Consider the following 12070-nt stretch of genomic DNA (forward strand, 5'->3'; position numbering starts at 1 on the left):
CGGTCGACATGACCGGCCACCGCGCCGTCGACCGGCCCGGATCGTCTGCAGGACTGCAGCGCCGACAAGCGAGGAGAGCTCCAGCTCGTGAGCACCGACGACCGCACCCCGTCGTCGCCGGACGAGGGCCGCACCGTCGCCACCGACGCGGACCAGTCCGGCGTCCCGGCAGCCGACCCGGCCCCCGTCGCTGACGGCGCACCCCCGGCAGCACCGTCTCCCGACGTGCAGCCGAGCCCCGTCCCGCGGACCGAGCCCGTGGTGGAGGAGCCCGCCGCGGTCGATCCGGCGGGTGCCTCCCCGCCGCCGTGGCGCCGGGTGCCGGACCCGAACGAGCAGCAGCTGGAGGCGGAGCAGCCGACCGTGGCCGACTCGCTGCTGAGTGAGGCGCCGACCGCGTTCCTCACCGCGCCGGCGGCCGGTGGCGCCGCGACCGCGGTCCGCGAGCCGGAGCAGCGGGAGACGGGTGCCGAGACGCCGCGCGCGTCGGTCCGCAACCGTCCACCGCGGCAGGCGCTGCTGCAGCTCAAGCGATTCGACCCGTGGTCGGTGCTGAAGATGGCGCTGGCACTGGCGATCGTGCTGTGGCTGGTGTGGATGGTCGCCGCGGGCGTGCTGTACGGGGTGCTCGGCGGGATGGGCGTGTGGGACCGGCTCAACGGCACCTACGCCGACCTCGTCACCGGTCAGGAGGAGACCGGCGGGGCGCTGATCAGCGCCGGCCGGGTCTTCGGTCTCGCGGCCGTCGTCGGCGCCGTCAACAGCCTGCTGTTCGCCGTCGCCATCACGATCGTCGCCTTCGTCTACAACGTCGCGGCCGACCTCGTCGGTGGCGTCGAGGTCACCCTGTCCGAGCGCGACTGAGGGCCTGCTCCGCACGGGTTCCGGCGAGTCCTGGGGGAGTACCCCGCCGGTAACCCGCTCGACCCCGTGCGGTACTGTTCCTCTTGTCGCAAGGGCCTATAGCTCAGTTGGTTAGAGCGCATCGCTGATAACGATGAGGTCGCTGGTTCAAATCCAGCTAGGCCCACACCTCCCGCCTCCGAAGTACTCGTGAGGAGACAGTCGATGAAGAAGCTGCTCGTCCTGGCCCTGGTTGCCGGCGCCGCGTATGTCGGCTGGTCCCGCCTCCGCGGTGTCGGGTCCGATGACCTGTGGCACGAGGCCACGACTCGCTGAACCCGTCCACCGGGTACGGTGAGTCGCACTCACCCGGGGACGTAGCTCAATTGGCAGAGCACCGCCTTTGCAAGGCGGGGGTTAGGGGTTCGATTCCCCTCGTCTCCACCATCTGACCAGCAGGTTTGCGCCTGCGACGGTCTTCAGACACCCGGCAAGCGTGATCGTCGGGATAGTCGATCGGCAACCGGCCCGCGACCGACGCAGGGGACCGCCCATCGTGCAACACCCCGGTCACGACCTCCCGCAGCCGCGGTGAGCGCTCCACCGCGAGGCGCTTCGGGCGCTCCCACCGAGCACGATCCTGCTCATCAGCAGCCGCCCGATACTCGGCGCGACCGCCGTACCGAGCGACCTCACGCGAGATCACCGACCGATCGCGCCCCAACCCGAGCGCGATCTGCCTGTACTGCAACCCCTCGGCCAGGCCCCGGGAGATCTCCTTCCGATCCGACAACGTCAACATCACACGCACGAGACATCCTGTCCCGCCGACCAACGAAGATCAAGTGCTACGACCGGCTGAACTCAGGGGCACCTACGCTCGGGTTCTCCTCTCGACGCCCGAGCTTGACGCAGCCTTCGAGCGAGTCGTCGCCGGCGGCGCCGAGGTTGTACAGGAGCCGACGGAGCAGCCATACGGAGCGCGCGACCTCGCCGTCCGGGACCCCGCAGGCAATCGACGAGCCCGGTTCGCGTTTTCAAGGTGGGGGTAGGGGTTCGATTCCCATCGTCTCCACCGCGCTGAGCTGCAGTGATGCCCGTTCTTAAGATCACATAGTGATTATCTGGCAATGGCCTGACGGGAGCGGGGTCGTGCCACCCGGCTTATGGCCGGTCGGCTTGCTCATAGAGGTCTGACTGCTCAGGGTGGCCAGCCCGGAACGGTGCTGTCGGACCGCAGCAGTGGCCGCGGGCCCAGTTGGATCAGCTCGGAACTGGCCCTCGCGCCGGTACGCTGTACTCATGACGCGTCTGGACCGCATCACCTCGGACCCGGCGGTGTGCCACGGCCAGCCGACGGTGCGGGGTCTGCGCTACACCGTCGAGAGCCTGCTGGAGCTGTTGTCGGCTGGGATGAGCATCGACGAGGTGCTCGAGGACTATCCCGACCTTGAACGCGATGATCTGCTCGCGGCCTTGGAGTTCGGCGCGTTGGCGGCAGGTCGCCGTCGGGTGGTCCCGCTCGGCGCCGCGTGAGGTTCCTCGTCGACGCGCAGTTGCCCGCGCGACTGGCGCGGGCTCTGACCGACGCCGGCCACCAAGCGTTGCACACGACCGACCTGCCGGACGGCAACCGCACGACGGACGCACAGATCGCCGCTCTGGCCGACCGAGAAGGTCGGGTGGTCGTGACGAAGGACCGCGACTTCCGAGACGGACATCTGCTGTCCGGGTCGCCTCGCCGGCTGCTCGTGGTCGCGACCGGCAACATCGCCAACGCAGCGCTGTTGGCGCTGTTCGCCGCGAACCTCGACACGATCGTCGCCGCGCTGGACGAGGTGGCGTTCGTCGAGATCGGGTCGGAAGCGCTTGTCTTGCACCGCCCGCGCAAGGATGGCCCGGACCGGTTCCCGTGACACCGGGCTGCCGGAGCGGCACGTCAACCTCGCGACGCTCGCGACAGTCTTCGAGGGTTACGACGTCAGCCTTCTGCGACGAGGCACGACGTGGCCCGGGTCGGTCGCCGGCGCCCCGGGTCCAGTTGACCGCCACCGGCGCACCTGCGGTGGCGCGAGGAGAACCCGGCGGACCAGTCGATCACCGACCTCATCGCCGGAACTGCCGCAGGGGTACCCTGCCCCGGTCATGCCACGAAGCCCCAGCACACAGACGGATTCGCCGGTGCGGACGCGTTCGTCGTCGACGACATGAACACCCACCTCAGGGCACTCCACTCATGACGTCCCTCAGCCCTGCCGTCGCCGACGCCGCACGCTCCCGATGGCCCGACCGCGCCGCCGCCTGGATCGACGCCCTGCCCCGCGAGCTCGCGGAGTTGTGCGACTCGCTCGCGGTGACACCCACCGGTCGCACGTTCCCGGCCGGGTCCGCGCACGTCGTCGAAGCGGCCACCGGTACCGGTGCGCGCGTCGTCCTGCGCTCGACCCCCGACCCCGACGCCGCTGCGCAGGCCGCGGTGCTGGAACGGCTCGCAGATGCCGGCCTCGCACCTGCAGTGCACGGCGTGCGGCACACCGAGGCCGGTACGTGGACCGCGATGGACGCGATCACCCCGGGAACGTCGTTCGCCGAGCGCGAGCCGACCCCGTCGAACCTCACCGCCGTGACGACGATGCTGCGCACCCTGTCCGCCGAGGACGGTCCGCCGTCGGTGCCCAGCGTCGTTCCGTGGCTGCGCGCCCGCCTCGTCGACCTGCCGGCCGACGACCAGCCACCACATCGAGGCGCGGCTCTCGACATGCTCGACCAGCTCGCCGCCGGGTCCGGGTCCGGTCTGTGTCATGCCGACCTCTCACCGCGCAACGTGCTCCACGGCGACTCGCGACTGTGGTTCATCGGCCCTCGCGGGATGAACGGCGAGGCCGCCTACGACGTCGCGGTGCTCGCGCTCGAACTCAGCTTCGACGACCTGCACACGGCCCACGCGCTCGCCCGAAGCATCGCGTTGACCAGCGGACTCGACGGCGACCGAGCGAGCGCATGGGTCACCGTGGTCGCCGCCGCGACCGTCTGACCGGAGTGGGAGCGCGCTGCGTCCGGATTCTCTTCTCGGTGGTCAGAGCCGCGCGCAGCGCTACCTCGGGTACGGACCGGGTCGTCCGGCGCAGGCCGTGAACCACCCGCACGGCGCAGCGGTAGCGCGGCGGGCGGCTCACGTGCGCGTGTGAATCAGTTGCCGGCGGGTGGTCGGATCCACCTCGTTCAGCGGGGCATCGGTCCGGAGCCGCTCGACGTGGACGGTGCCGGCCGGCGAGCTTCTGCGCTCAGTTCGGTGCCGTGACCTTCCAACGGAAGCCGTCGAGGTCGGAGAAGGAAGCGACGTGCAGGCCGTCGTCGGTACGGCTCTCTGCCGCGGTGACGGTGCCCCCGGCGGTGTCGGCGGCCTTCAGGATCGAGTTCAGATCGTCGCGGGACCGGGCAGCGTGGGTGAGCACGAGGCCCGCGAAACCGTCGCCACCCGGTTCGACGCCGGCGTCCTTGGCGAGGGACCGGCGAGGCAGCAGACCGAGCCGGCACACCCCGGGGGCGACGGTGAAGTCGACGAAGGTGTCGCCGTAGTCCCGGTCGACGCACATGCCGACGGCTTCGTAGAACACCTTGGATGCCTTCGGTGCGGCCACGCCGAGGTAGACGGCCGTCTCGGTGGGTCTGATCGGAGTCGTCACCGGGCCGGAGTTCTTCTTCGTCGCTGCGGCCAGCTTCCACAGGGCGCCGTCCGGGGCCCGGTACACGGCGGTGAACTCGCCGAAGAGCTTCTTCTTCGCCGGTCGGACAGCAACGGCGCCGTTCGCGGCCGCAGCCTGCAGGAGCGCTTCGACCTCCGCGGGCTGCTCGACGATGGTGGACAGGACGTAGCCGCGGAAGCCGGAAGTCGTCGGTCCCGTGCCGGCGTCGTCGGCGAGCTCGCCGAGTGGGCGGAGCGCGAGGCGTCCGGTGCCGTGCAGGTCCACCTCCTCGTCGGTGGAGGCGGCCGAGAACACCGACGTGTAGAAGGCACACGCCGACTGCGGGTCCGAGGCACCGAGTGTGATGGTGTCGAGCGTGAGCGTCATGCGAGCGTCTCCTGCAGCTGTCGGTCGGCCTGGTCGATCGGGACGGGGTTGCCCTCGTGACCGCCGGAGGCACGGTCGCGGGAGCCGTGGTCCTCGCGGATCTCGAAACCGGGCGCGTGGCGGTGGGACCCTGGCGCTCGGCCTCGGCACCGGTGCCCGAGAGATGTGTCGTGGAGGCCGGTTTCCATGATTGTCACGCTAGGACCGGACGTCTCACCGGTGCTTCTCGATTTCTGATCGATCGCCGTCAAGGCCGCCTCCGACGGGCCGACGTCCTGGCCGAGATCGAGCGCATGGCCGAGCCCGACCGCACGACGCATCCATGCCCTCGTCACCGACCACGCTCCGGAACTGTCACCCGAGCTCTGGCACGGACAGCCCACATGGGCACGGAAGGGGAAGGTCGTCTGCAGCGCATGTCGGAAGATCCGAGGACCTGGGATCGTCCAGGAACGCGGCCGTAGCTCGGCGGCACAGTGGTTGTAGAGCAGGACGAAGTGGTCGGCGCCGTCGATCTTCAGGACGGTCGCGTCCTACCTCCGAAGCTGCCTGGTCCGAACCGCCGAGACGCGTTGCTCGCGAACCCCGTGCAACGAGTCAGGTCAGACCGGGTCGGTGAACGAGATCGGCTTGCCGGCGGCGCGTGCGTACGCGATCTCCCTGCTCGTGGACTCGCCGAGGTAGCCGCCGGGGTTGACGACCAGTACGCGATCCGCTAAGTCGATCTTGCGCAGGTGAAGGGCGCCCAACGCAGTCTTCTGCTCGTCGGTGATGGACTCGTTCGCTTCCTGATCGTCGTCGTGCAAGCAGGCGCTCGGCGCGACGACGATGGCGCCCGCAAGGGACAGGGCACGGCTCGCTGCACACATCTCCGCCGTGAATCGGATGGAGCCGCAGATGCACACAATTTCAGGTCGGTCAGACACAGCTCAGTCCTTCGAGCAACTCGCCGCCGGCTGTCACGTGATCGCCGATGGCGAGTAACGCTGCCATGGGCTGCGCTGCGCGGCCGGGTCGACTCCCGCATCAGCCGCCGGGGAGCGTGGCCGCGCTCGGGCTGCAGCCGGGTCGTCCGGCGCAGGCCGTGAGCCGCCCGCACGGCGCAGCGGTAACGCGGCGGGCGGCTCACGTGCGTGTGTGAATCAGTTGCCGGCGAGCGTCGGGTAGTCGGTGTAGCCGGCCTCGGCACCGCCGTAGAGGGTGGCCGGATCCACCTCGTTCAGCGGGGAATCGGTCCGGAGCCGCTCGACGATGTCGGGGTTCGCGAGTGCGAACTGACCCAGTGGGGCGATGTCGGCGAGGCCGGCGTCGATGTCAGCGGCAATCTGTTCACGCGTGCGCCCGTAGCGGATGAGGAGCAGCGCGTTCGGCCAGAGGTCGCGGAGGCTGCGCAGCAGTTCGTCGTCCCCGACATGGAAGACGTGCAGATAGACGAGGTTCAGCCGCGCGAGCTCACCGACCAGGTACCGGTACTGGGCACGCACCGCCTCGGCGTCACCTTCGTCGAGCCCACCGAGGGGGAGGGCAGGGGAGATGCGGATGCCGGTGCGATCGGCCCCGATCTCCTCGGCCACGGCCTGGGCGATCTCGATGACGATCCGGGCCCGGTTCTGCACCGATCCGCCGTAGGAGTCATCGCGGTGGTTCGCGTTCGGCGACAGGAACTGGTGCAACAGGAACCCGTTGGCGGCGTGGATCTCCACCCCGTCGGCGCCCGCGGCGACGGCCGAGGCGGCGGCGTGCCGGAACTCCGCGATCACGTCCTGGATCTCGACCGTGTCGAGTTCCCGGGGTACGGGCGTCTGCTGTGGACCGGTCATCGTGACCATGTCCTGCTCGGCGGAGATCGCCGACGGTCCTACCGGCCGGCGGTGGTGTGGGGTGTTGTCCGGGTGGGCCATCCGGCCGGCGTGCATCAGCTGGATGAACAGGTTCCCGCCGCCTGCGTGCACCGCATCGGCGACGGTCTTCCACGCCGTGACGTGCTCGGGGGTGTAGATCCCGGGAGTTGCGAGATAGCCCTGACCGTCCTCCGACGGCTGGGTCGATTCGCTGATCAGCAGCCCCAGCGATGCGCGCTGGCCGTAGTACTCCGCTGCCAGCTCGCCCGGCGTGCCATCCGGGTTCGCCCTGTTGCGGGTCATCGGTGCCAACGCCAGCCGGTGCGCGAGCTGGACCCGCCCCAGCGTGAACGGCTGCCAGAGTGAACTCGAGGTCATGAGGGAGGTTCCCTTTGCTGTCGACCGGTCCGTCATCGCCGACGACTCGACGCCAGGTCGCGCCGCGTCGTCGTGGGATCATCGGGAACGCAAGTCCGACCCACACGACGATGACTGTACTCATAAATGAGGATGCTCAGAGTTTTATTTCCGAGGAGGACAGCCGATGTCGCGGGCTCCCCAGCCGCTCGGCCGGCGTGAGCGGAACAAGCAGGCCAAGCTCGAACGCATCACCGCGGCCGCGAGCGAGCTCTTCGTCGAGCGCAGCGTCGACGAGGTCACCACGCAGGAGATCGCGGACAAGGCCGACATCGGCACCGGCACCCTGTTCCTGTACGTCAAGACCAAGGGCGAGCTGCTGCTGCTGGTGCAGAACGCCCGCTACGCCGCAGCGCTCGAGCGTGGCCGCGCCGCCGCTGTCGACGCCGGTGGCGCCCTCGACGCCGTGACAGCGCTCATCACTCCGATCGTGGAGTGCAACCGCGTCCAGGTCGACAATGGACGCCTCTACCTCCGAGAGATGATCTTCGGTGACTCGGCGGAGCCCCACAACGCCGAAGCTCTGTGCATCGTGGGAGAGACCGAGCAGGCGGCCGCCGGCCTCCTCGCACAGCACGCCGGGCTCGACACGGCGGAGGCCGCGACACTGGCACACGTCGTCTCCGCCATCATCTTCCTGGCGATGGCATCGACGGTGGACCCGGACGTGAGCGTGCCGGAGGTCGTCGCGAGCATCCGCGGGCAGGTCTCGGCGATCCTCCCTCGATGATCCTCGGCCCGTGCCCGGATGGTCGTGCTCATCCCTCGGCAGCGCATCTCGGCAGATCCGAGGACCTGGGATCGTCCAGGAACGCGGCCGTAGCTCGGCGGGCACAGTGGTTGTCGAGCAGGACGAAGTGGTCGGCGCCGTCGATCTTCAGGACGGTCGCGCCCCACTGGGCCCCGATGCTGTCCGCCATCGCCGGGGTGGTCGTGTAGTCCTCGGAGCCGCTGATGACCAGGACCGGGACGGTGGGCAGCGCCGACGGGTCGACGGAGTGCGGTCGGCCCTGCCCGTACAGACACGCCTCGTACCGGAACCCGTGCACGCGCAGTCCGTTCGCTGCGCGTAGTGCCTCGTCGACCTCCTGCCAGGTGAACGGGGCGACCGCGGTGGTGAAGCGGTCCTCGGCGTAACGGCGGGTGGTGGCTTCGCGTTCGGCGGGAGCCGCGTCGAAGGCGAAGGGCATCGGGTAGTCGTTGCACGCGTAGAGCGCTGTCGGCTGCGGGGGAACGAGGCCAGCCAGGGGATCGTTGCGCATCGCCGAGAGCTGGGCGTTCAGGTCGTCGGCGACCCGGGTCAGTTCCGCCGAGCGTCGTTCCGGGGGGAGCCGCAGTGCTGCGTCCCGCCCGGCGGCGACCTCCGACCAGGTGGAGAACAGCTGGATCGTGGCCAGGTCGGTGACCCGCGGAGCGCCGGGGCCTGCTGCCCGGGCCCGGTCGATCGCGTCCTGCCAGGCGTTGGTGTCGGCCGGCGGCGTCAGCTGCGACGTGGTGAAGGTGAAATCGGGTGTCGAGACGAGCGGCAGCGCGCTGTCCAGGACGACCGACCGCACCGCCCGGGGGTACTGCTCGGCGTAGGCCTGGGCGAACAGGGTCCCGTAGGACTGCCCGTAGAGGCTCCACCGGTCGACCCCGAGTGCCCGGCGGACGGCCTCCAGGTCCCCGGCGGCGGACTGCGCCCCGAGTGTCCCGGCCATCGGGCCGAGGCGGGCGTAACAGGCGGACACGGCGGAAGCGTCGGCGCCGCCGAGGTCGACGTCCGGGCAGGCGAGCGGGGTGGACCGGCCGAAGCCCCGATAGTCACTGACCACGACGTCATGGGTGCCGGCGATCGGATCGAGCACCCCGACGAGCTGGTCGCGGGACTGGCTGCCGGGCGACGGCCCGCCGACCGCGGCGACGACCACCCCGTGCGGGGTGGTGGTGTCGCGGGCGGGGTGGACGAGGTAGCTGATCTCGATCGTCGGCCCGTCCGGTGCGGCCGCGTCGACCGGTACGTCGATGCGGCTCTCGGCCCAGCCCCACCGCCACTCACCGGCCGGGCTCGGCCACCCCACGGACACCGTCACCGCAGCGGCGGCCAGCACCAGGAGCGCGCCGACGGCGCCGACCGGTCGGGCCGGTGCGGGTGACCCGACACCGGCTCCGTCCGCCACGCGACGTGCCCGCCGCCCGGCCACGGCCCACAGCAGCAGGCCTGCGAGCAGCAGCAGCGCCCGGTTCCAGGCCCAGCCGTCGAGATGACCGTGGAACGACGTCAGCGCCGGGAGCGCGAGCTCGACGATCTCTGCGGGGCGCACCATGGACCGGACGGGCCAGGTGATCTCGCGGGGGCCGAGGAACAGCGTGAACGGGAACAGTGCGCTCAGCGCGCTGATCCCGATGCCCGCGCCGAACAGCAGACCGAACCGCACGGCGCGGCGCACGACGCGGGACCGTGGCCCGCGCTCGCGCCTCGGCCGCCGGTTCACGATGAGCACGGCGACGCCGCACCAGAACGCCATCGGTGCCGCCCACACGAGCTGTAGCTCGACCAGCCCGACGATCGACCGCTCCGGGAGCAGCACCCACGGGACGACGGTCGCCACGACCGTCCCACCGGCGAGCAGGAGCAGGTGCACGGTGCGGAACCGGCCGGGGAGGAGCACCACGGCGAGACCCACCACGAACGGCAGGACGATCTCGAGCAACGGGACGACGGCGGACATGGTGTCGAGCGAACAACGCCCGCTCGCCGGGCACAGTCTGCGAGCGTCGACAGTCCCGCCGGACGGCCACGGAGAAGCCCGGCTCAGTGGTCAGCGGCGGCGGTTCGGGGTCGGCAGCTCAGGATCGGTGGTCGTCGACGAGGAGACCGGTCTCGCGGGCGAGGATGACGAGCTGCACGCGGTCGCGGGCGTCCAGCTTGGTCAGGATGCGGCTGACATAGGTCCGCACCGTGGTGGGGGTGACCACCAGCGCGGCGGCGATCTCGGGATTGGACAGCCCCTGCCCGACGAGGGCGAGGGTGTGCCGTTCGCGGGGGCTCAGCGTGCTCAGACGCGGATGCGGGCCGGGGCGTGCCGGCACGAACCGTTCGATGAAACGGCGGGTGATCTCGGGGGCGAGCAGCGCCTCACCGGCGGCGACGACCCGGACCGCACGGAGCAGTTCGGCAGGTGGGGCGTTCTTGAGCAGGAACCCGGACGCGCCGGCCCGTAGTGCCTCGTACACGTGACCGTCGACGTCGAACATGGTCAGCACGAGCACACGCGGACCGCCGCCGCCGGTGCGCAGCCGCCGGGTCGCCTCGAGGCCGTCGAGCACCGGCATACGTACGTCCATGAGCACGACGTCCGGATGATGCTGCGCGGTCAGGGCGATGGCCTGCGCGCCGTCACCCGCCTCGCCGACCGTGGTCATCGCGGGATCGGAGTCGATGAGCAGCCGCAGCGACCGGCGCAGGATCGGGTCGTCGTCGGCGATCAGCACGCGGATCCGCGCGGCGGTGTCGCTCACTGCGCGTCCCGCGGTGGTGTCGTTCACTGCGCGTCCCGCGGTGGTGTTGTTCAGTGCGCGTCCCGCGGTGGTGTTGTTCAGTGCGCGTCCCGCGTTGGTGTCGTTCGTCCCGCGTCCCGCGTTGGTGTCGTTCACTGCGGGTCCCGGGCTGCTGTCGTGGCCGGCAGGGTCGCGGTGAGGGTGAAACCGGGAGGCCCACCGGTCCGGAGCGTGCCGCCGTGCGCGTGGACGCGCTCCTCCATGCCGGTCAGGCCGTGCCCCGGCGGCGCGGCACCGGGGCCGCGTCCGTCGTCGGTCACACACAGAGTGATCCACCGGTCGGCCGGCGGGCCGGTCAGGGTGAGCGTGATCCGGCAGCGCGTCGCACCGGAGTGGCGGACGACGTTGGTCGTCGCCTCCTGCGCGACGCGGTACAGCGTCGTGCGCAGCGGCGCCGCAAGAGCGGACACCGCGTCGGTGTCGATGTCGGGGTCGATCTCGATCTCGGCGGCGGCGTCGATACCCGAGCGCTGCATCGTCCGGGCGAGGGTGCGTAGGTCGGTCGGCAGGTCCGTGCCGGCGGACTCCCCGTCGCGGATCCGGCCGAGCAGCACGTGCAGCTCCGCGACCGAACAGCGGGCGGTCTCGGCGATCTCCCGCAGCGCCTCCCGCAGCTCGTCGGCCGACAAGGTGTCGACGTGCGCGGCGACGCCGGCCCGGACCCCGATCGTGCCGAGCGAGTGCCCGAGGGCGTCGTGCACGTCGCGCGAGAGCCGTAGCCGCTCCTCCGTCGCCACCCGCACGGCTGTCTCCCGGCGCAGCCGGCGGGTCCGTACCCCGAGAACCCAGGCGGCCGTGAGGACCACGATGGTGACGACGGCCCAGCGGACCGTCCCGCCCAGGTCCCCCGGAGCCACGGTCAGCAGCAGCAGAAGGGCGACGACCGCCGTCGCCGCAACGATCCGGTTGGGCGCGAGCCGCTCGCCCTGCCGCTCGGCCACGGCGAACAGACACCACCCGACGAGCACCCCCGGGTCGGCCGTGGCACCCGACAGCCAGGCGACCCCGGTGGACAACGCCGCCACTGCCGTCGCGGCTCGCGGGAAGCGGTGGCGCAGGACCACCGCCAGCACCACGACCAGCGCCAGACCGGCCTGGGCCGGCCGGCCGATCTCCGGGGGGACCGTCCACCAGAGACCGATCACCACCGCGGTCGCCACCGCCGCGTCCCGCGCCGGGCTCGCCGCCGCGGACAGGCCGGCGGCGCGCCGCGGACGGGTGGGCGATGCGGCGCCGATCGGGGTGGCCGTCACGGGTACAGGCTAGGCAGGTCCGCTTCGGCCGACCGCGGTGCCGGACGGCACCGTGCCGTGACGACGGTGAGGCGTCGCCCCCGAATCCTCGCCGCGCGTTCCC

The 12070-nt window shown here is 71.0% G+C and carries 13 protein-coding genes, 2 tRNA genes and 1 pseudogene; 9 read left to right on the plus strand and 7 right to left on the minus strand.

Going from position 1 to position 12070, the window contains the following annotated elements; genetic code table 11:
• Positions 1–87: 87 nt before the first annotated feature.
• From Pdca_RS00045 to Pdca_RS00055, 4 genes are all read left to right on the plus strand, one after another.
• Positions 88–864 (plus strand): DUF3566 domain-containing protein, encoded by a 777-nt coding sequence (locus Pdca_RS00045; protein WP_232021336.1) that lies wholly within the window; start codon positions 88–90, stop codon positions 862–864.
• Positions 865–956: 92 nt separating this feature from the next.
• A tRNA-Ile gene (locus Pdca_RS00050) sits at positions 957–1030 on the plus strand.
• A gap of 38 nt (positions 1031–1068) precedes the next feature.
• Entirely contained in the window at positions 1069–1179 is a 111-nt protein-coding gene (locus tag Pdca_RS36565) for a DLW-39 family protein (protein ID WP_211286625.1), read from the plus strand.
• A gap of 35 nt (positions 1180–1214) precedes the next feature.
• Positions 1215–1290 (plus strand) — tRNA-Ala (locus Pdca_RS00055).
• Positions 1291–1537: 247 nt separating this feature from the next.
• Here the strand turns inward: Pdca_RS00055 and Pdca_RS38150 are convergent.
• Positions 1538–1645, minus strand: a pseudogene (locus Pdca_RS38150) (helix-turn-helix domain-containing protein); the annotation flags it as partial.
• Here Pdca_RS38150 and Pdca_RS36210 point away from each other — a divergent pair.
• From Pdca_RS36210 to Pdca_RS00080, 4 genes are all read left to right on the plus strand, one after another.
• Positions 1617–1895, plus strand: a complete 279-nt coding sequence (locus Pdca_RS36210; protein ID WP_269462874.1) for a VOC family protein — start codon at positions 1617–1619, stop codon at positions 1893–1895. The pseudogene Pdca_RS38150 and the gene Pdca_RS36210 sit on opposite strands and share 29 nt — an antisense overlap.
• A 250-nt stretch (positions 1896–2145) precedes the next feature.
• The gene (locus Pdca_RS00070) at positions 2146–2379 is read left to right on the plus strand and encodes a DUF433 domain-containing protein (protein WP_085914069.1); all 234 of its coding nucleotides are present in this window, start codon (positions 2146–2148) and stop codon (positions 2377–2379) included.
• A complete protein-coding gene (locus Pdca_RS00075; RefSeq protein WP_085914070.1) occupies positions 2376–2759 on the plus strand; it encodes a DUF5615 family PIN-like protein in 384 nt (127 codons plus the stop codon). The genes Pdca_RS00070 and Pdca_RS00075 overlap by 4 nt, the downstream gene beginning before the upstream one ends.
• 320 nt (positions 2760–3079) lie before the next feature.
• Entirely contained in the window at positions 3080–3877 is a 798-nt protein-coding gene (locus Pdca_RS00080) for a phosphotransferase (RefSeq protein WP_085914071.1), read from the plus strand.
• Positions 3878–4127: 250 nt separating this feature from the next.
• Here Pdca_RS00080 and Pdca_RS00085 read toward each other — a convergent pair whose 3' ends face one another.
• From Pdca_RS00085 to Pdca_RS00100, 3 genes are all read right to left on the minus strand, one after another.
• Positions 4128–4916 carry a VOC family protein gene (locus Pdca_RS00085; protein WP_085914072.1) on the minus strand — a complete coding sequence of 263 codons (789 nt, stop codon included), beginning with the start codon at positions 4914–4916 and terminating at the stop codon, positions 4128–4130.
• A gap of 602 nt (positions 4917–5518) precedes the next feature.
• Positions 5519–5842: a hypothetical protein gene (locus Pdca_RS00095; RefSeq protein ID WP_085914073.1), complete on the minus strand. Its 324-nt coding sequence runs from the start codon at positions 5840–5842 to the stop codon at positions 5519–5521.
• A gap of 216 nt (positions 5843–6058) precedes the next feature.
• Entirely contained in the window at positions 6059–7135 is a 1077-nt protein-coding gene (locus Pdca_RS00100) for an alkene reductase (protein WP_085914074.1), read from the minus strand.
• A gap of 166 nt (positions 7136–7301) precedes the next feature.
• Between Pdca_RS00100 and Pdca_RS00105 the strand changes: the two genes are divergently transcribed.
• Complete coding sequence (locus Pdca_RS00105; RefSeq protein ID WP_085914075.1) at positions 7302–7904, plus strand: TetR/AcrR family transcriptional regulator; 603 nt, start codon at positions 7302–7304, stop codon at positions 7902–7904.
• A gap of 28 nt (positions 7905–7932) precedes the next feature.
• Here the strand turns inward: Pdca_RS00105 and Pdca_RS00110 are convergent, their stop codons facing one another.
• The 3 genes from Pdca_RS00110 to Pdca_RS00120 all read right to left on the minus strand — a co-directional run bounded on the left by Pdca_RS00110 (position 7933) and on the right by Pdca_RS00120 (position 11967).
• The gene (locus Pdca_RS00110) at positions 7933–9885 is read right to left on the minus strand and encodes an alpha/beta hydrolase (RefSeq protein ID WP_085914076.1); all 1953 of its coding nucleotides are present in this window, start codon (positions 9883–9885) and stop codon (positions 7933–7935) included.
• Positions 9886–10003: 118 nt separating this feature from the next.
• Entirely contained in the window at positions 10004–10675 is a 672-nt protein-coding gene (locus Pdca_RS00115; RefSeq protein WP_085914160.1) for a response regulator, read from the minus strand.
• A 131-nt stretch (positions 10676–10806) separates the two neighbouring features.
• Positions 10807–11967 (minus strand): sensor histidine kinase, encoded by a 1161-nt coding sequence (locus tag Pdca_RS00120; RefSeq protein WP_085914077.1) that lies wholly within the window; start codon positions 11965–11967, stop codon positions 10807–10809.
• Positions 11968–12070 lie beyond the last annotated feature (103 nt).

This window comes from Pseudonocardia autotrophica (genome assembly GCF_003945385.1).
In the GTDB taxonomy this organism is placed as follows: Bacteria; Actinomycetota; Actinomycetes; order Mycobacteriales; family Pseudonocardiaceae; genus Pseudonocardia; species Pseudonocardia autotrophica.

What these genes read in the sequence shown, in the direction of transcription:
- Pdca_RS00100 (WP_085914074.1), bottom strand. Translation starts at nt 7,135, where the DNA reads ATGACCTCGAGTTCACTCTGGCAGCCGTTCACGCTGGGGCGGGTCCAG.
- Pdca_RS00110 (WP_085914076.1), bottom strand. Translation starts at nt 9,885, where the DNA reads ATGTCCGCCGTCGTCCCGTTGCTCGAGATCGTCCTGCCGTTCGTGGTG.
- Pdca_RS00080 (WP_085914071.1), top strand. Translation starts at nt 3,080, where the DNA reads ATGACGTCCCTCAGCCCTGCCGTCGCCGACGCCGCACGCTCCCGATGG.
- Pdca_RS00085 (WP_085914072.1), bottom strand. Translation starts at nt 4,916, where the DNA reads ATGACGCTCACGCTCGACACCATCACACTCGGTGCCTCGGACCCGCAG.
- Pdca_RS00070 (WP_085914069.1), top strand. Translation starts at nt 2,146, where the DNA reads ATGACGCGTCTGGACCGCATCACCTCGGACCCGGCGGTGTGCCACGGC.
- Pdca_RS00105 (WP_085914075.1), top strand. Translation starts at nt 7,302, where the DNA reads ATGTCGCGGGCTCCCCAGCCGCTCGGCCGGCGTGAGCGGAACAAGCAG.
- Pdca_RS36565 (WP_211286625.1), top strand. Translation starts at nt 1,069, where the DNA reads ATGAAGAAGCTGCTCGTCCTGGCCCTGGTTGCCGGCGCCGCGTATGTC.